The 18,302-nt window shown below is 47.8% G+C and carries 15 protein-coding genes; 12 read left to right on the top strand and 3 right to left on the bottom strand.

The genetic code is table 11. The annotated features are described in order from the left end of the window. The first annotated feature begins 490 nt into the window (after positions 1–490). The 7 genes from GA0116948_RS07430 (at position 491) to GA0116948_RS07465 (ending at position 8,642) form a co-directional block, all read left to right on the top strand. Complete coding sequence (locus GA0116948_RS07430) at positions 491–1,648, top strand: homogentisate 1,2-dioxygenase (protein ID WP_089710676.1); 1,158 nt, start codon at positions 491–493, stop codon at positions 1,646–1,648. Positions 1,649–1,769: 121 nt separating this feature from the next. Beyond that, positions 1,770–2,771, top strand: coding sequence for an aldo/keto reductase (locus tag GA0116948_RS07435; RefSeq protein ID WP_089710678.1), 1,002 nt, complete (start codon positions 1,770–1,772; stop codon positions 2,769–2,771). A gap of 36 nt (positions 2,772–2,807) precedes the next feature. Next, the gene (hppD, locus tag GA0116948_RS07440) at positions 2,808–3,938 is read left to right on the top strand and encodes a 4-hydroxyphenylpyruvate dioxygenase (protein ID WP_205686074.1); all 1,131 of its coding nucleotides are present in this window, start codon (positions 2,808–2,810) and stop codon (positions 3,936–3,938) included. Positions 3,939–4,487: 549 nt separating this feature from the next. Continuing rightward, positions 4,488–5,240, top strand: a complete 753-nt coding sequence (locus GA0116948_RS07450; RefSeq protein WP_240619162.1) for a L,D-transpeptidase family protein — start codon at positions 4,488–4,490, stop codon at positions 5,238–5,240. A 343-nt stretch (positions 5,241–5,583) separates the two neighbouring features. Continuing rightward, complete coding sequence (locus tag GA0116948_RS07455) at positions 5,584–6,153, top strand: gluconate 2-dehydrogenase subunit 3 family protein (RefSeq protein ID WP_089711136.1); 570 nt, start codon at positions 5,584–5,586, stop codon at positions 6,151–6,153. A 103-nt stretch (positions 6,154–6,256) separates the two neighbouring features. Beyond that, positions 6,257–7,954, top strand: coding sequence for a GMC oxidoreductase (locus tag GA0116948_RS07460; protein WP_089710686.1), 1,698 nt, complete (start codon positions 6,257–6,259; stop codon positions 7,952–7,954). 241 nt (positions 7,955–8,195) lie between these two features. Further along, positions 8,196–8,642, top strand: a complete 447-nt coding sequence (locus tag GA0116948_RS07465) for a CBS domain-containing protein (protein ID WP_089710689.1) — start codon at positions 8,196–8,198, stop codon at positions 8,640–8,642. 276 nt (positions 8,643–8,918) lie between these two features. Here the strand turns inward: GA0116948_RS07465 and GA0116948_RS07470 are convergent, their stop codons facing one another. Both GA0116948_RS07470 and GA0116948_RS07475 read right to left on the bottom strand, forming a co-directional pair. After that, the gene (locus GA0116948_RS07470; RefSeq protein ID WP_123891727.1) at positions 8,919–11,366 is read right to left on the bottom strand and encodes an outer membrane beta-barrel family protein; all 2,448 of its coding nucleotides are present in this window, start codon (positions 11,364–11,366) and stop codon (positions 8,919–8,921) included. A gap of 356 nt (positions 11,367–11,722) precedes the next feature. Then, the gene (locus GA0116948_RS07475; protein ID WP_089711138.1) at positions 11,723–12,985 is read right to left on the bottom strand and encodes an aspartate kinase; all 1,263 of its coding nucleotides are present in this window, start codon (positions 12,983–12,985) and stop codon (positions 11,723–11,725) included. A gap of 220 nt (positions 12,986–13,205) precedes the next feature. Here GA0116948_RS07475 and fbp point away from each other — a divergent pair, with 220 nt between their 5' ends. The 5 genes from fbp to GA0116948_RS07500 all read left to right on the top strand — a co-directional run bounded on the left by fbp (position 13,206) and on the right by GA0116948_RS07500 (position 16,857). Beyond that, positions 13,206–14,222, top strand: coding sequence for a class 1 fructose-bisphosphatase (gene fbp / locus GA0116948_RS07480; protein ID WP_089710692.1), 1,017 nt, complete (start codon positions 13,206–13,208; stop codon positions 14,220–14,222). Positions 14,223–14,294: 72 nt separating this feature from the next. After that, complete coding sequence (locus tag GA0116948_RS07485; protein WP_089710695.1) at positions 14,295–14,798, top strand: CAP domain-containing protein; 504 nt, start codon at positions 14,295–14,297, stop codon at positions 14,796–14,798. 157 nt (positions 14,799–14,955) lie between these two features. After that, positions 14,956–15,720 carry an ABC transporter ATP-binding protein gene (locus tag GA0116948_RS07490; protein ID WP_089710697.1) on the top strand — a complete coding sequence of 255 codons (765 nt, stop codon included), beginning with the start codon at positions 14,956–14,958 and terminating at the stop codon, positions 15,718–15,720. An 18-nt stretch (positions 15,721–15,738) separates the two neighbouring features. Next, positions 15,739–16,281, top strand: coding sequence for a YfiT family bacillithiol transferase (locus GA0116948_RS07495; protein WP_089710699.1), 543 nt, complete (start codon positions 15,739–15,741; stop codon positions 16,279–16,281). Positions 16,282–16,299: 18 nt separating this feature from the next. Next, positions 16,300–16,857 carry an NUDIX hydrolase gene (locus GA0116948_RS07500; protein ID WP_089710701.1) on the top strand — a complete coding sequence of 186 codons (558 nt, stop codon included), beginning with the start codon at positions 16,300–16,302 and terminating at the stop codon, positions 16,855–16,857. Between the two features lie 106 nt (positions 16,858–16,963). Here GA0116948_RS07500 and GA0116948_RS07505 read toward each other — a convergent pair whose 3' ends face one another. Further along, a complete protein-coding gene (locus tag GA0116948_RS07505) occupies positions 16,964–18,247 on the bottom strand; it encodes a bifunctional folylpolyglutamate synthase/dihydrofolate synthase (RefSeq protein WP_089710703.1) in 1,284 nt (427 codons plus the stop codon). Between the last annotated feature and the right edge of the window lie 55 nt (positions 18,248–18,302).

The following is an 18,302-nucleotide window of genomic DNA, read 5'->3' on the forward strand; positions in this document are numbered from 1 at the left end:
AAAAGTGATATGTGGATATGCTGTACACTGCGTGTTAATGACTTTCTGGAAACAAAAGTGCGAAATAACAAGGACAATTGCAATAGCATTTGTCAAACTTTTGAAATTATTTAAAGATGGTGTTGTTTTTTGATTAAATGCTGTAGCAACTAATGCCCGCTGCGTCTATTACAGGGCCTGGCTGCATTTTTACTGCGCAGGGGGGCCAGTATTTACCAGATGCGCACTATTTTTTGTGGCTTTACCGTGAAATCCCGTACATTAGCCATACAAATCACCTTCATTTTGTCATCGTTACTGAAAAATAGCATTCAACTACGCTACTATTGCCTCATGGCCACCCTGGCTATGGATTCGACGATGTAATGCATATCCCCGCAGAATGTAATGCCCTGTTTTTTTTGTACCTGCTTGCTGCTCTGGATGGCAGGTGTAGTGTATAATGAATTTGCATATTCCACTTTATATTTCCTGATTTCAATTTCCAGTCATGCCGCATTATCACCAGGCTGGCCGTATCCCGCACAAGCGGCATACCCAGTTTAGAAAGCCGGATGGAGGTTTGTTTGCCGAGCAGCTTTTTTCCACGGAAGGCTTCTCAGGCAATTCCTCATTGCTTTACCACTGCCATCCGCCCACCGAGATACTTTCGGTGGAAACGCCTTATGATGTAGCACCCCAGGTGGCGGAGGAGAAAATGTTGAAACACCGTAGCTTCCAAGGTTTCCACATAACCCCTCAAGACGATTATCTGCAAAGCCGTACGCCGGTGCTGGTGAATAGCGATGTGCATATTTCCCTGGCCGCTCCCCGTCATAGCATGGATGGCTATTGGTATAAAAATGCCGATGCAGACGAACTATTGTTTATCCACGAAGGCAGTGGTGTACTGCATTCCCAATATGGAGTGTTGACCTTTGGATATGGCGATTACCTGGTGGTGCCGCGCGGTACTATTTACCAATTATCTTTTGCCAGTGCAGACAACCGGCTTTTTATCGTAGAGTCTTTCAGTCCTATCCGCTACCCAAAGCGATACCTGAGCAAATACGGGCAGCTACTGGAGCATGCGCCCTTTTGTGAGCGCGATATACGGCAGCCGCAAAACCTTCAGACCATAGATCAGGCGGGCGATTTTGTAATTCGCGTGAAAAAGAAGGGTGTCCTGTATCCCATTCATTATGCGCATCATCCGTTCGATGTGGTAGGCTGGGATGGCTGCGAATATCCCTTTGCTTTTTCCATCCACGACTTTGAGCCCATCACGGGTCGCATACACCAGCCGCCACCGGTACATCAAACTTTTGAAGGCACTAATTTTGTAGTGTGTTCGTTCTGTCCACGCCTGTTCGATTACCACCCGCAATCTATCCCCGCGCCGTATAATCATAGCAATATTGATAGCGACGAGGTCTTATATTATGTAGATGGCGATTTTATGAGCCGCAAACACGTGACAAGGGGTATGATCACCCTGCATCCTGCAGGCATTCCGCATGGGCCGCATCCCGGCGCAGTGGAAAAAAGCATTGGCGCCCGGGAAACGAAGGAGCTGGCCGTTATGGTCGATACCTTCCACCCCTTGCAGATCACCACAGCGGCCCTGGGTATTGAAGATGCAGATTATGTGAAGAGCTGGACGGAATAGCCGCTGCCATGTATGTGTATTAATAAAATGGTAATGCAGGCCAAAGAATCTATCAAGCAGGAAAATGCTATCATAAACGCAATTACCTTTTAATTAATACAACCTACTAAAAACACAAATTATGGAATACCGTCAACTTGGAAAGAGCAATGTATCTGTATCTGCCGTAACATTCGGCGCCTGGGCTATTGGTGGATGGATGTGGGGTGGCAGTGAACATAAAGACGCCATCAAAGCTATCCAAACCTCCATCGACGAGGGAGTAACTTCTATCGATACCGCCCCGATCTACGGGCAGGGTTACAGTGAAGAACTAGTAGGAGAGGCCTTGCAAGGCGTAAACCGCGATAAAGTACAAGTGCTGACCAAATTTGGTATGCGCTGGGATCTGGCCTCCCCGCATGGAGAACTGGCCATGAAAAGTAAAGACAATCAGGGCAATGCCATTGACGTATACAAATATGCCGGCAGGGATAGTGTGATTAAGGAATGTGAAGACAGCCTCCGCCGCCTTCGTACCGATTACATAGACCTGTATCAGATTCACTGGCACGACAGCACTACGCCCATAGAAGAAACCTATGAAGCCGTGTTGCGCTTGCAGGAACAGGGTAAAATACTGGAAGCAGGCGTGTGCAATTATAACGTGTCACAGATGAAACGCGCACATGCCGTCATCCCACTGGCTTCAAACCAGGTGCCTTACAGCATGGTGGAGAAAGGCATTGAGCATGAAGTAGTGCCGTACGCCATCCGGGAGAACATTGGCATACTGGCATACAGTCCGTTGCAGCGGGGTATTCTCACCGGAAAAATTCGCCCGGGGCATGTATTTGCCGAAGGCGATAACCGGGGCAGCACCCGGTCTTACCAGCCCGAGAACGTGCGCCGTATCAACGACTTCCTGGCCAAGATCAAACCATTGGCAGAAAGCAAAAACGCCACCCTGGGCCAGCTTGTTATCCGCTGGACTATAGAACGGCCAGGCATTAGCGCTGCCCTGGTGGGTGCGCGTAATGCAGACCAGGCCTTACAAAACGCCCGCGCCGTACAGGTAAGATTATCGTCGGAGGAAATTGATTTTATTAATAAACATTTACAAGCATTATTACTCGTTTCATAAAGTCAAAACCAACCAATCCGTTACAACAACATGAACATGGAATCTACACTTGCAAACCATCCCGCCATCGCCACCCAGGAAGATTTCCTGCCGCTGAATGGCACCGATTACGTAGAGTTTTATGTGGGCAACGCCAAGCAGGCCGCCCACTTCTACAAGACCGCTTTCGGCTTCCAGACAGTGGCTTATGCCGGTCCAGAAACGGGGGTGCGCGACCGCTCTTCTTATGTGCTGGTGCAAAACAAGCTACGGTTTGTATTGACCACGGCCATGTATGCCGATTCCGACATTGCCCGCCATGTAGATAAACACGGCGACGCCATTAAAGTGCTGGCGCTTTGGGTAGACGATGCCCGCAGCGCTTTTGAAGAAACAATAAAACGTGGCGCAAAGCCTTATCTGGAGCCAGTTACGGAGAAAGATGAATTTGGAGAGGTAGTGCGCAGCGGCATTTACACCTATGGAGAAACGGTACACTTGTTCATTGAAAGAAAAGACTACAAAGGCGCTTTCCTGCCCGGTTACAAAGCAGTAAAAAGCGCCTACAATCCTGCCGATGCAGGCCTGCAATATGTAGACCATTGCGTAGGAAATGTAGGGTGGAATGAAATGAACACCTGGGTAGATTTCTATGAAAAAGTAATGGGCTTCCGTAATCTCATTTCTTTCGACGATGCAGATATATCCACGGAGTATTCCGCCCTGATGAGCAAGGTGATGAGCAATGGCAATGGCCGCGTGAAATTCCCGATTAATGAACCCGCCGAAGGAAAGAAAAAATCCCAGATAGAAGAATACTTGGATTTCTACGGTGGTCCCGGCGTACAGCACGTAGCGATTGCCACCAATGATATCATTAAAACCGTATCCGACTTGCAGGCCCGGGGCGTAGAGTTTCTCTCCGTACCAAATACTTATTATGCAGATCTACAAAGACGCGTAGGCAAGATCGATGAAGACATTGCTTCGCTGGAACGGTTGGGCATATTGGTAGACCGGGATGATGAAGGTTATCTTTTGCAAATCTTTACCAAACCATTGCAAGACCGCCCTACAGTGTTCTTCGAAATCATCCAGCGCAAGGGAGCCGTATCTTTCGGTAAAGGTAATTTCAAGGCGCTGTTCGAATCAATTGAGCGGGAGCAGGAGTTAAGGGGTAATTTGTAAGGTGTTCTGATGTTTATAAATCAAAAGGGAGGCATCTGCGCAGGCAGGTGCCTTTTCTTTTGGCAACCTTGTACTGATCAATGCAATGAGCCGCCTGGTACTGATCTTGCGGGTCCAAATGTTTTGAAACGGTCTGTTCCATTCCCGCAGCGCCTTGGATTTCAGAGCATATGCTGCAACTGAACCTATTTTAAGGAGGTGAAGAAGAAAAGTGCCATAAATTCTTGTTAAAAACAAAATACACTATTGGCTGCATGCTGCCAAAAGCCCGGCTTTTTTGTTAAATTTGTACCTGACCCGGAACCGATAAAATAATCCGCCCGGCTTTACGTTGTTATGAACAGCCATATAATAATTGGTGTAATATTTTTATTGGGGGGCATTTTCCAGAGTATTACGGCTTTCCTGGTTTTCAGGGGCCACCAGCATTACGCAGTGCGTTTCCTAGGACGTAAGGGTAGTGCAGTATTATACTTGTTGCTGGCTTGTCTTATGTATTTCATCGCCTGGTTTCACCTGGCTAACAGATAAAGAAGAAGTTGTGTCATTATGATGAAATGGACTACCTTATCCCTGTCGCTGCTGTTGCTTGCCGGAACGTTGCATGCACAACAATCCTTTTTGGAGAACCAGAAACTATTTCCTAAAGTGGGAGACGCTTACCGTATGAAGGAAGAGGCGTTGAGAAAAGAATTTGAAAAAAAAGGGCTTACCTATCCAGCCAAATATATTTACCTCCGCTCTTTTAAGCTGGATAGTGAGCTGGAAATATGGGTAAAGAATAATATTGCCGATACCTTCCGGCTGTTTAAAACTTACCGGGTATGCACCCTGTCGGGCAAGATGGGGCCAAAGCGCCATGAGGGCGACCTTCAGGTACCGGAAGGATTTTATTATATCAATGATTTTAATCCTAACAGTAATTATCACCTGTCGCTGGGTATTAATTATCCGAACTATTCCGACCGCATCTTAAGCGATCCCAAAAGACCGGGCAATGAAATTTATATACACGGCAACTGTGTAACGATTGGCTGTATTCCACTCAGCGATGAATATATAGACGAAGTATATATCATGGCGGTGAATGCCAAAAACGCCGGAGAAGATTTTATCCCGGTGCATGTTTATCCGGTGAAGTTTAGTAATACGGGTTCTACCGGTTATCTGATGAATAAAGTGTGTACCAATGATAACGATGAGCAGTTCTGGAATAAACTGCGAACGGCCTACGAATATTTTGAAAAGCATCACCGCATACCGGTGATCATGACAGACGCCCAGGGGAAATATGTAATGTAGGCAGGCGCGGCCTTTGCCTCCCCTAAGCAGGCTCATTCGTTGCAAGTAGTAGTGAAAAATAATATAACCAAAATACCCTGTATAAGCCAGCAATTCCTTGGGGAACTTGCTGGCTTTTTCTTTTGCCCGCTATGGCCCCCTGTAGCCTGAATTAGGTCATTTTGACGCAATGAAAGCCTGCATTAGAAAAATTTAATTTCTGCGCCAATCCCTTACTGGTAAATACTTAGCATGAGCGAATAAGCGTAAAAATGTCCCATTTATCAATTAAGCCCTTGAAATGTCAGAAATTTTTTTCAACTTGTTGGGAATAGGTTTAATTCCACTTATCCAACTCAACACCATGAACAGAAGAGAAGCCATCAGAAGCGTTGCCATCCTGCTGGGTACGGCCGTTTCTGCCTCCACTTTAGCTGCGCTGAATGGTTGTAAAACGGGTCCAAAGAACTATGCTTTACAAGCGCCGGAAACCAAGGCCCTGCTATCAGAAGTAGCAGAAACCATCATCCCTACAACCAATACGCCTGGCGCTAAAGCCGCCGGGGTGGATGCATTTATTATTACCATGCTGAATGATTGCTACAAGCCTGAAGACCAACAACGGGTGCTGGACGGCCTGAAGCAGATAGATGAAGCCAGTAATAAACAATTTTCCAAAAACTTCATTGATCTTACGCCGGAGCAGCGTACACAGTTGCTCACCGGTATTGATAAAGAAAGGGTCGCTTACAATCAGCAGCCCAAGAAAGATGGCGCTGGCCCTCATTATTTCCAAGTAATTAAGGAACTTACATTACTAGGTTACTTTACCTCAAAACCGGGTGCTACCGAGGCGCTGCGTTATGTGGCAGTACCTACCAGATTTGATCCCTGCCTGCCCTATAAAAAAGGCGAAAAGGCCTGGGCAATGTAGTACCTGTATTCCCCTTATTCGTGTATATTACTTATTTAACAAGGAAGCCATCAAACCCACGACCTAGTGCGCCCGGGTGCGATACAGACGAAAATATTTCCACATGAACTTAAACGTAAAAGCAGCCGCGCAAAATACTTATGACGCCATCGTAATTGGATCTGGCGTAAGCGGTGGTTGGGCCGCTAAAGAGCTTACCGAACATGGTCTTACCGTATTGATGCTGGACCGTGGCAAAAAACTGGAACACGTAAAAGATTACGAAACGGCGACCAAAGACCCGTGGGAGTTCCCTCACCGGGGACGCATTACAGTAGAACAGCGGGAAACTCATCCCAAACTGAGCCGCGACTATCCTTATAGCGAACACAATGAAAAATATTGGATCAACGACAGCGAATCGCCTTATAACGAGGAAAAACGCTTCGACTGGTATCGCCCAGATATCGTGGGAGGCAAATCTATTATGTGGGGCCGCCAGAGCTACCGCTGGAGTGATCTGGATTTTGAGGCTAACCTGAAAGATGGCATTGCCATAGACTGGCCCATCCGTTATAAAGACCTGGAAGCCTGGTATACCTATGTAGAACGCTTCATTGGCGTGAGTGGCCAGGCAGAAAAGCTGCCTCAGCTTCCCGACAGTCATTTCATGCCGCCTATGGCCATGAATTGTGTGGAAGAAGCGGTAAAACACAGTATAGAAGGCAAATTTTCTAACCGCCGCATGACCATTGGCCGGGTGGCCAATATCACGGAGCCCCTGCCTGGCCGTACCAACTGCCAGTACCGCAATTTGTGCAGCCGGGGCTGTCCATTCGGGGCCTACTTCAGTACGCAGTCATCTACACTGCCTGCTGCCGTAGCTACCGGCAAACTCACCCTGCGTCCGGATAGTATTGTAAATTCTATAATTTATGACGAAAAAGCCGGCAAAGCTACCGGCGTGCGCGTGATTGATAAACACAGCAAGGAAGTAACCGAATATTACGCCAAGATCGTGTTTGTGAATGGCTCTACCCTGGGTTCTACATTCGTGCTGATGAACTCTATCTCCAACCGTTTCCCTAATGGATTGGGCAACGATAGTGGTGTACTGGGTAAATACCTGATGGACCACCACTTCCGTACCGGTGCCTCCGGTAAAGTGGAAGGGTTCGACGATAAATATTACTTTGGCCGCCGTGCCAATGGTATTTACATTCCCCGCTATCGCAACATTGGTAGCGATAAGCGCGACTATCTGCGTGGCTTCGGCTACCAGGGCGGTGCCAGCCGGGAAGGATGGGCGCGGGGTATCGCAGAAATTGGCGTAGGTAAAGACTTTAAGGAAATGCTCACCGAACCAGGCGACTGGAGTATGGGCCTGGGCGGTTTCGGAGAATGCCTGCCTTACGAAGATAACTACGTAACGCTGGATAACTCCACCAAAGACGCCTGGGGGCAGCCTGTGCTGAAGTTTCACGCCGAATTCAAGGAAAACGAGCAGAAAATGCGCAAGGATATGATGAACGACGCAGCCGAAATGCTGGAAGCCGCCGGGTTGAAAGATGTGAAGACCTACGACGGCGGATCTTATCCCGGCATGGCCATTCATGAAATGGGTACTGCCCGCATGGGACGCGATCCTAAAACCTCTATTCTCAATGGGTACAACCAGATGCATAGCGTAAAGAACGTGTTCGTAACAGACGGAGCCTCCATGGTATCTGCCGCCTGCGTAAATCCTTCCCTTACCTATATGGCCATGACCGCCAGGGCGGTGGATTATGCCGTGAAGGAAATGAAGAAAGGCAACATTTAATTATTTTTGTCAGCCAATAACAGTGGCCGTTCCATTAGGAGCGGCCTTTTTGTATTAAACATTTTTAAATATATCCTGCACCCAACCGTTAACATCCCATATCTGGCTTTTTTATTATCTTAGAAATAGCACATATTCCACTTTGATAAGTACTATAATTATTTCCCCGTTTCTTAACATGGACGTTCGTCTTTATTCCTGTTTTCCAAAATTATAATCTTTCATCGCTAAACTCCAGCACATGACTACCGTAAAACAAATCCTGCAGGTGAAGGGCCATGCAGTGTACACCATTCAACCGGACAATTCGGTGTACCAGGCGCTGGAAGCGCTGGTAAATTATAATGTGGGGGCCCTCATGGTATTGGATGCTGGCGGCCATTTCCTCGGCGTGTTTTCCGAACGGGACTATGCACGCCGTGTGGTACTAAAAGGCCGCAATTCCCGCGAAACATTTATTCACGACATCATGTCCGAACATCCCATTTCGGTAAGGGAAGAAGACACATTGGAACACTGCATGCAGCTTATGACAGATAAGCATATCCGGCATCTACCCGTGGTTGATGCCCAGCAACGGCTAGTAGGACTGGTGTCTATCGGCGATCTGGTGAAGCAAATCATGCGTGAGCAGCAGCATACCATTCAAAACCTGGAGAAATATATTTCCGGCGCTTATCATGGATGATGCCTGGGTTTATTGCGGATTTCCATTGACGTCCTGAAAGCTGGTGCTAAAAGAATAAAATTAACAGGATCAGAAATGGGATTTACGGCCCACATTGCAAGGAGGGCATCCATAAAGCTAAAACAAAAAGGGCGCAGGAAAAATCCTGCGCCCGTACTTGGTAGTACAAATCCGAAAAAATCCCACGGCGAATGATGCATTACGATCTGCACTCCTTGTTAGCATCCAACGATGCCGATCCCTCTACACCATCCGCCGTGGAACAAGGCCTGTACGTTAGTTTCCTTTCACGCGGTTTTCTTCATCAGAGCGATGTTCCCGGATGGGTTTCACATCCGTTTTACCAAAGCGGTAAGTAAAGCTCAGTGATGCAGAACGGCTGTCCCAGCTATTGCGGATGTCGATGTTTAGTTGGGGAGTATGAGTGCCGCCAATAAACTGCTGCGTGTTGAAAATATCTTGGACATTGAGTTTCAATGTAGCCTTCTTATCCAGGAATACATATTGTGCGCCTATGTTCACCGAATATTGAGCCTTTCCTTTCCACAACCCTTCGGCAAATTTGGAGTAGTAGTAACCACTGAGTTCCAGCTTCACGGCCTTGCTCACCGTGAAGGTATTGTTACTGTTAAAACCGTAGTTGAAATTGGTGTTAGAAAAGTTCAGTAACTGATGGTTTACCGGGTCGTATTTCAAGCGGTAATTGGTGTGGTTCACATTGGCATTGTTACTGGAATTCCACCACTTGGTGATATCCACCGGTATGGTCACAGCCAGGTCCCACCCATCGGAATTGTCGTAGTTAATTTGGGTATCGTAGGCCACTTTGGTAACAGTATCGTTAGACATGTATTCATTAATCAGGGATTTGGAATGGCGGTATCCCAGTGTTAAAATGTACTTGTCTTTGAAGGTATAGGCAGCTTCCAGTTTGTTCATATACTCGGGCATCAGGTTAGGATTGCCAGAGCCATACAGGAATTTATCTAAGAAGAACAGGAAGGGGTTCAGTTGGTCGTACTGCGGGCGGTTAATGCGGCGCGAATAGGAAATGCCCACCTTGTGCAAACTGTCCAGTTTTTGGTCTACAGACAGATTAGGGAACAGGTCTAAATAAGAGCGTTTAAAGCTGCTGGTCAGGGTGGGAGAAATGCCGGTGGCGGATGTTTGTTCAGCGCGCAGGCCAACTACAACATCGGTCTTTTTGAATGAATGTTTTAGCATGGCATAGGCTGCATAAACATTTTCCTTGTATATGAACTGGTTACTTTGTGAAGGGGCAAACTGGTAGTGGCTCTCCCGAAGCGAGTCGTAGCGGAGGTCGTTGTCTGTTTTTACAAAGCTCATTTTCAGGCCGGCGTCTAATTTGGTGGTTTTGTTGAAAGGCAGCGTGGCATCTATTTTTGCGGTGGCAATGCGGATGCTGGTTTTTGTATTGTCACGGATACCGTTAATGGCTGTGTACTTTTCCTGTGCCTGGTTATACATGCTGTCGTTCAGGTGTTCCAGCCCGGTATTCCTGAACCGGGCGAAGTCGCCGTCGAAAGTAATTTCTTTGCCCAGGGAATCCAGCGTGGCCTTATAATTCAGGTTGTACGTCTGGTTTTTATAATGCTCATCATTGGTAGTACGGGAATGCAGCACCGAATCAATGTCCATGCCCACATTACGGATGGAGGTGTTACTGGGGCGGTTGTTCTGCCATTGGCTGTTATAGCCGTTAAACATAAAGCCCAGTGTTTGTTTTTTGGTCAGGAAATAATCGATACCCGCCTTATAGTTATTACTGCTGTAGTGATGTATTTCTTTTACACGTTGTTGAAATAGCAGGTCATTTGGATCGCCAGCTACTTCGCGGTCCAGGGCGCGGGTGGTACCTTTATGGTTATTGGTATAGTGATAGTTGCCAAACAGGTTCAACTTATTGGTCATGTAATTGATGTTGGTGCCGGCGTTATAGCGGCCATACATGCCTTTTCCGGCGGTTGCATTTACTGAGCCATTGAGGCCGGTGAGTTTGCTTTTCTTGGTTTTAATATTAATGATGCCTGTGCTACCGGCGGCGTCGTACTTGGCAGAAGGGTTGGTAATGATCTCTATGGAAGCGATGGTTTCGCTGCTCATATTTTTAAGCAGGTTGGCCAACTGGTCGCCGCTGAGGTGGGTGAGGCGCCCATCGAGCATAACGGTGGCGCCACCCTGGCCTTTTAGCAAAATGTTATCATCTTTATCGATGGTTACGCCGGGGGCTTTGCGCAAAATTTCCAGTGCGGTAGAGCCGGTACCGGAAACACTATTCTCTACATTGAGTGTGGTGGTACCTCCCACGCGCTCAATGAATGGTTTTTGACCTACCACATTTACTGCTTGCAGGTTTTTGGTGCTAACAAGGAGGATGATGTTACTAAGCCTGGCGGAAGGATGAGCAGCATCTATGATAAACGTTTTGGTTTGCACTGTTTGATACCCCATCAGCGAAGCCTCCACGAAAAAATGTCCGTAAGGTAATTTGTCTACAGCCACATGGCCGGTTTCAGTACTCAACTCGCCTTTTACCAGGGAGGAGTCCTGTGCTTTTTTAACCAGGAGTGTAACAAACGGCAAGCCTTTTCCTTGGGCGTCCTGTACGGCTAATTGTACAGTACCATTGTCCGTTTGTTTATTTTGGGCGCGCAGGGTCATTCCAGCCAGGAGCAATAGTCCTGCAAGTAAATAATGCTTCATATATGCAGCAGTTATAAAATCTTTGAATAAGGTGATGGCGGGGTGGCCCACCCACTACAGTTGATCGTTGACAGAAATTGTGATAAACAAACCTTTGTTGTAAGATGTAGCTGAGAAGGGAAAGTGCTTTTTTCGGATGGTACTTTTGGCCTTTGCAACTGATCTACATTAAAAAGACGGATGATATTGAAAAAGGTTGCAGGGAGGGGTTAATTATTTTTAAACAACTTGTCTTGTGGTGCTGAAACTAGCCAGGAGTGGAGGTTTTGGTAATAAAAAAAGATTAGCCGCCTGGTGATGTAGTGGAATAACTACAGCAGTGGGCGGCCATTTTATAGCGGATATGGTAGCTGCTTCTAATACACGACTTGCACCGTATGACGGGACCTTTGTTCCAGCAGTGCTTCCCGGCCTTTGAGTAATTCGTCCAGAAGCGGTTGGTTATAATGACGAACGGTGAGCAGCGACAACCCTTCGTTGTAAGTAACCTTAAAACCAGCCTGGAGAGCTTTAATCAAGGCGGCTATCTTTTCTGGATTATGGTCTATGCAGCAAGAAAAACTGATGGCTGCATTTTGCATAAGGTTGATCTGTATTTTCAACCGGTGGAAAATGTCGTAAATACCGCTGATGCTTTTCTCGGTAACGAAACCGAAATCTTTGGTGATGATAGACAATAATACCTGCTGCTGTTTTAAAACGATGAGGGGCGGCAGTTGAGCTGTATTGGCGGTATCGCTGATCTTGGTGCCCGGAAGGTCTTTGTTTAGGAAGCACTTTACATATAGCGGGATATGCTTGTTTTGCAGTGGTTTTATGGTTTTAGGGTGAATAACCTGGGCGCCGTAGTAAGCCATCTCTATCACCTCGCTATAGGTGATCTGGGGAATGTTCACCGTGTTGGGGAACAGTTTAGGGTCGGCGTTTTTGAGACCTTCCACATCTTTCCAGATGGTTTGGCTTTCGGCATTGAGCAGGTTGGCAAATACCGCTGCACTATAATCACTACCTTCCCTTCCCAGCGTCACACTTTCGTTTTCATCGGTGCTGCCGATGAAGCCCTGGGAAATTACCAGGGGTACCGCATTGAACAAAGGCAGGATTTTTTCGGTGACGTTGCGCTGGGTTACTTCCCAGTCTATATTCGCATCCCGGTAGTTATCGTCCGTGCGAAAAATGTCGCGTACATCTACCCAGGCATTCTGTAAACCGTTTTCATTAAAGTAGGCACTCACGATAGCGGTGCTTAGCAGTTCGCCCAGGCTTACTAACTGATCGTAATAGTAATCATACATTTGTACCGGCGTTTCGCCGATGGTCCATTCTGCTTCCGTAAAAAATTGCTGCAATTGATGATACACCGGGTGGGCAGGGTTTTGCAGCAACTGCTTTGCCACGGCTACGTGTTGCGCTTCGATATGGGTTAGTAGCTGCAGGGCCAGTTCCTTTTGGCCATTATAGAAATGCTGTACTACCTTTTCCAGATCGTTGGTGGTTTTGCCCATGGCAGAGATCACGATCAGCAGCTTTTCCCCCGCAAAACTGCGCACGATGGCGGCTACCTGTTGTATGCGTTCAATGCTGGCAAGGCTTGCACCGCCAAATTTAAAAACCTTCATATTGAATTGATCTACGCTAATTAATGCGCGACAAAGTACGGCAATTGCCGGATTTTCGCTAAAGAATCCCATTAGGAAATGACAATCCCGTTAGGAAAGCCTGGCAGGGAGGGGGCAGGGGGTGGCTGTTTAGCGCGAATTATCCTACATTCGCCCCATTCATTTTAGTTTTACCTTATAATCATTAAGTTCAACAACCACACCAAAACAACTCTTCGTTATGAACAGCAAGCAAAGCGTCATGACCCTGGATGAATTTACCATCCAGGAGTTACGTAATTTTCCAGGTGCCACCGGACAGCTCTCCGGACTATTGCGCGGCATAGGACTGGCGGCCAAACGCGTAAACGTAGCCGTAAATAAAGCCGGCATTGCAGACATTCTCGGCGAAGCCGGACGCACCAACGTACAGGGCGAATCGGTGAAGAAACTCGATGAATTTGCCAACGGGCAGTTTATCGATGCCCTCCGTACCAGCATTTATTGTTGCGGGATGGCCTCCGAAGAAAATGAAGACTTCATTCCTTTCCTGGATGAACATTCCATGCAATCCAAGTATGTGGTACTTATTGATCCGCTGGATGGTTCGGGCAATATCGATGTGAACATTAGCATCGGCACCATCTTTTCGGTATACCGCCGCATTACTCCCGAAGGCACACCCTGTAAGCTGGAAGATTTTCTTCAGCCGGGAAGCGCCCAGATTGCGGCGGGTTACATCATTTACGGCTCCTCCACCATGCTGGTATATGCCACCCGCCGCTCCGTGCAGGGCTTCACGTTAGACCCGGCCATCGGGGAATTTTGTTTGTCGCACCCTAATTTAAAATGCCCGGAAGCCGGCGATATTTTTTCGGTGAACATGGGTTATTACCACTTGTACGAAGCGCCCGTGCGCCAGGTGATAGATAGTTTTATGGCCAAAACAGCCCAGGAAAAGGTGTACCGGCATCGCGCTGTAGGATGTATGGTGGCCGAAATACACCGTACGCTCATCCAGGGCGGGGTGTTCCTCTATCCCGCCTTTGGCCAATACCACCACGGCCGTTTACGGCTTTGTTATGAATGCAACCCCATGTCCTTCCTGGTGGAGAAAGCCGGCGGCATGTCCCTATCTGCACCAGGACAGCGATTGCTCGACGTGCAGCCTGCAAAGCTGCACCAGCGGATACCTATTTTCATTGGTTCCAGAACCATGATGGAAGGGGTACATCATCTGTTTAGCGAAGCGCAATAATTTCAGCAGGAGTAACGTTTTACAGCCGGTATTATTTTTGCAAATACCATTTGTAATAAAATCGTTTATACCTTGAAAACACACCACCTTATCGCGCTCTTTGCTGCGGTGGTCGTAACGGGAAGCCCGGCAGCCGCCTGCTCCCGTGGCGCCATGCCACCCGCCAAGACTACTGTGAAAACCGCCCGTACCGACGCTGCTACGTTAAATGCGCAAATTCTTTTTTATGTAAACAAGTATCGCAGCTCCAAAGGGCTGCCACCACTACAGGCCAATAAGCTGATGGACAGCCTGGCCGAAATGCATAGCCAGCAAATGGCTGATGGCATTACACCCTTCGGGCATGATGGCTTTGAAGACCGGGTGGCCACTTACAGTAAGCTCAAAGGCCGGGTAAGCGCGGCCGCCGAAAACGTGGCCTATGGTAACCTGGATGCAGAAGGGGTCGTGAATGGCTGGATACATAGCCCCGGCCACCGTAAGAATATGGAAGGCAAATACAACCTTTCCGGCATCGGTACGGCACCGGGAAAAGGAGGGGTGATCTATTTCACCCAGCTTTTCATTAACCAATAACTTAACGCGGAATCAGGCATATGCCGGCGGCAGTCTCATGGCGAGACTGCCGTTATTTTTTTAGACCCTGCCGCCGACCGCTGCCGCAAAGCAAAAGCTATCGATATTTATGATATGAACCATTGTATAAATTCCGAATCTGGCGTACCTTGCCCGCATGGAAAGGAAAAAGATCATTGAAGTGAAAGAACTGGTGAAGCAATATGGCGACTTTACCGCGGTGAAAGGGATTAGTTTCGATGTATTCGAAGGAGAAATTTTTGGCCTGCTAGGACCTAACGGCGCTGGCAAATCCACTACCCTGGAGATCATTGAAACCCTGCGCGAAAAAACGGCAGGCAAGGTGCTTGTAGACGGGCTAGATCTCGACAAATCGCCCGAAGCCATCAAAACCCGCATTGGCGTGCAGTTACAGACCTCCGGTTACTACCCTGGACTTACCCTCACGGAGCTTATAGACCTTTTTAGCGGCCTTTACAACCAACCTGTGAACGCCACAGAGCTACTGAGCCGCTTTAACCTGGAAGATAAAGCCAAAGCCAAATTCAAAGAACTTTCCGGGGGACAAAAACAACGGTTTTCCATCGCCACCACCCTCATAAATAAACCTAAGATCATCTTCCTGGACGAGCCTACTACTGGTCTTGATCCGCAGGCCCGCCGCAATCTTTGGGAGCTTATCCAGCAGGTACGCGCCCACGGCACCACGGTGGTCATCACCACCCATTACATGGACGAGGCAGAATTTCTTTGCGACCGCTGTGCTATTGTAGACAGTGGCCAAATCATCGCTATCGATTCGCCCGATGCACTGATAGACCAATTGGTGTCTTCCGGTTTTGAAAGACCCAAACAAGTGAAGAAGGCCAACCTCGAAGATGTATTTATTCAACTAACGGGTAAGAATATACGCGAAAATTAAACCACCCGCTTACAGCCCATGGAAACCGACGATATAGAAGTTTTAAAATATCCCATCGGGCATTTTGAATGGCCGGAGGAGATTTTCCAACACGTACTGGAAGGTTGGATCAATGATATCCGCCATCTGCCTACCCTCCTGGAAATTGCGGTACAGAATCTGGACGAGGCCCAATTGCTTACACCCTACCGTCCCGGCGGCTGGAACGTAGCACAGGTGGTGCATCACGTGGCAGATAGCCACATCAATGCCTACACCCGCTTTAAACTAGCTCTCACAGAAGACAATCCCACCATTAAACCATATGAGGAAGGAGCGTGGGCCGAACTGCCAGACACAAAACAAACGGCCATCAATGTTTCCAACACCTTATTGCACGCCCTGCACAAACGCTGGACGGTGTTGATGGACAACCTCAGCCCGGAACAATGGGAGCGCACTTTTATCCATCCTGCCAGTAAAAAGACGTTTAAACTCAAAGAAATTGCCGGCAATTATGCCTGGCACGGACGCCATCACCTCATGCACATTATCCGCCTGAAGGAGCGCATGGGCTGGTAAAAAATAAAACTTACGATCATGGATCCAATGGATTGGAAAACACTTGAATCGACCTACCTCTTTAAAGACGAATGGCTTACCGCCCGTCGTGATAAATGCCAGAAGCCAGATGGAAAGATTGTAGACCCTTACTACGTGCTGGAGTACCGCGATTGGGTAAATGCCGTGGCTTTCACGAAGGAAGGCAAGATACTCATCATACGCCAATTTCGCCAGGCCTATGGCCAAACCATTACCGAACTGCCCGGTGGCACAATGGACCCCGAAGACGCATCGCCCACGGTGGCCATGCAACGGGAGCTGCTGGAAGAAACCGGCTTCTCTTTTGAACATATAGCATACCTTGGCAACGTATCTGCCAACGCCAGCACCAATAATAATGTTACCCACATGTTCCTGGCTACCGGTGGCGTAAAAGTGCAGGAACAAGACCTGGATGATAATGAGGAAATAGCCGTAATGGAGCTGAGTGTAGATGAGGTAAAACAATTGCTGCGCGACCATAAAATAGTACAGGCACTACACGTTACTAACCTGCTGTACGCACTGGAGAGAACAGGACATATAAAAATGTAAAAACAATACCGTTTTAAAAAGAGAAAAGCAGTGACCATGTCGCTGCTTTTCTCTTTTTAAAATTTATGAGTGTACCAGTTAACTCAATACTAAATAGTAAGCGTTATTATATTTCACCTACAATAAAAAAGCTGCCGCATACCAATATCATATCCTCCGCATGGGCAGCTTGTTGTGCGGCATGATAGGCCAGTTGCACATTAGCAAAGGTATGCCCCAGCAAGCCGTGATGTAACGCCATCCGGGTAAGTACGTCTGCTTCCAGCGCTCGTTCTATCTGGGCCTGGCAGAAATAATAATGCGCCGTTTTGGGCAGCAAAGAAAGTACCTTTTCAATGTCTTTATCTTTTACAAAACCAATTACGATGTGAAGCTGGTTATATACCTGCCGGCTTAATTGCTGCACAATCTCCGTGATGCCTGCTTCATTATGTCCTACATCCAATACTGTGAGCGGGTGTTGCTGTATCACTTCCCAGCGGCCATGCAAGCCTGTGAGTTGTTTTACGTGGGAGAGGGCCTGGTATATACCCTCTTCGGGCAGGTGCCAGCCTTGCTGCTGGAGAAGTTTCACCGCCATGAGTACGCCCAGTACATTCTTTTCCTGGTACTGGCCACCCAGGTCAAGGTCTATCGTGCGCGCATGATCGGTGGGTGTGTGTAAAATAGCTAGTTGCAGGTGCGTGCCTTTGGGCTGGCTATCTTGCACCAGGAATTCCTGGTCTGCATAATGTAACGGGGCTTGAAGGGAGGTGGCCGTGTTATAGAATACGGACGCTACTTCGGTCTGCGTTTCGCTGATCACCACCGGCACACCAGGTTTTATAATGCCAGCCTTTTCCGTGGCAATTTCCGGTAGGGTATTGCCCAGCAATTGCATATGGTCATAACTGATATTGGTGATCAGGGATAGCGATGGCGTAATGACGTTGGTACTATCCAAACGCCCGCCCAGCCCCACTTCAACAATGGCAATGTCTACCCCCTGCTCTGCAAAATAGGAGAAGGCCATAGCTACCGTTACCTCAAAAAAGGAGGGCTGTAATTCCTGTATAGCAGGTTGCAAACGTGCTACAATATCCACCACAAATAACGGATCTATCATACTGCCATTCACGCGGATGCGCTCACGAAAATCCTTGAGGTGAGGAGAGGTGTAAAGCCCTGTTTTATAACCGGCTTCCTGGAAAATGGCTGCCAACATATGGCTCGTAGAGCCTTTACCGTTAGTGCCGGCTATGTGTACGGATTTAAATTGTTTTTCCGGATTGCCCAACGCTGCGCATAGCGCCAGTGTATTGTCCAGTCCCTTGCGGATGGCGGAGGCACCTTGTTTGGTAAATACAGGCAGTTGGTTATAGAGAAAGTCCAGTGTTTGCGAATAGTCCATGGCTTACAGATCGATGGTTTACGTGCAATGATCCCGCACAAAAATACAGGATTTG

Origin of the sequence: Chitinophaga costaii, assembly GCF_900094705.1 — a bacterium.
GTDB lineage: Bacteria > Bacteroidota > Bacteroidia > Chitinophagales > Chitinophagaceae > Chitinophaga > Chitinophaga costaii.

Excerpts from the sequence above, each read along its gene's own strand:
- GA0116948_RS07430 (WP_089710676.1), top strand. The coding sequence starts at position 491 with ATGCCGCATTATCACCAGGCTGGCCGTATCCCGCACAAGCGGCATACC.
- GA0116948_RS07435 (WP_089710678.1), top strand. The coding sequence starts at position 1,770 with ATGGAATACCGTCAACTTGGAAAGAGCAATGTATCTGTATCTGCCGTA.
- hppD (WP_205686074.1), top strand. The coding sequence starts at position 2,808 with ATGGAATCTACACTTGCAAACCATCCCGCCATCGCCACCCAGGAAGAT.
- GA0116948_RS07450 (WP_240619162.1), top strand. The coding sequence starts at position 4,488 with ATGATGAAATGGACTACCTTATCCCTGTCGCTGCTGTTGCTTGCCGGA.
- GA0116948_RS07455 (WP_089711136.1), top strand. The coding sequence starts at position 5,584 with ATGAACAGAAGAGAAGCCATCAGAAGCGTTGCCATCCTGCTGGGTACG.
- GA0116948_RS07460 (WP_089710686.1), top strand. The coding sequence starts at position 6,257 with ATGAACTTAAACGTAAAAGCAGCCGCGCAAAATACTTATGACGCCATC.
- GA0116948_RS07465 (WP_089710689.1), top strand. The coding sequence starts at position 8,196 with ATGACTACCGTAAAACAAATCCTGCAGGTGAAGGGCCATGCAGTGTAC.
- GA0116948_RS07470 (WP_123891727.1), bottom strand. The coding sequence starts at position 11,366 with ATGAAGCATTATTTACTTGCAGGACTATTGCTCCTGGCTGGAATGACC.
- GA0116948_RS07475 (WP_089711138.1), bottom strand. The coding sequence starts at position 12,985 with ATGAAGGTTTTTAAATTTGGCGGTGCAAGCCTTGCCAGCATTGAACGC.
- fbp (WP_089710692.1), top strand. The coding sequence starts at position 13,206 with ATGAACAGCAAGCAAAGCGTCATGACCCTGGATGAATTTACCATCCAG.
- GA0116948_RS07490 (WP_089710697.1), top strand. The coding sequence starts at position 14,956 with ATGGAAAGGAAAAAGATCATTGAAGTGAAAGAACTGGTGAAGCAATAT.
- GA0116948_RS07495 (WP_089710699.1), top strand. The coding sequence starts at position 15,739 with ATGGAAACCGACGATATAGAAGTTTTAAAATATCCCATCGGGCATTTT.
- GA0116948_RS07500 (WP_089710701.1), top strand. The coding sequence starts at position 16,300 with ATGGATCCAATGGATTGGAAAACACTTGAATCGACCTACCTCTTTAAA.
- GA0116948_RS07505 (WP_089710703.1), bottom strand. The coding sequence starts at position 18,247 with ATGGACTATTCGCAAACACTGGACTTTCTCTATAACCAACTGCCTGTA.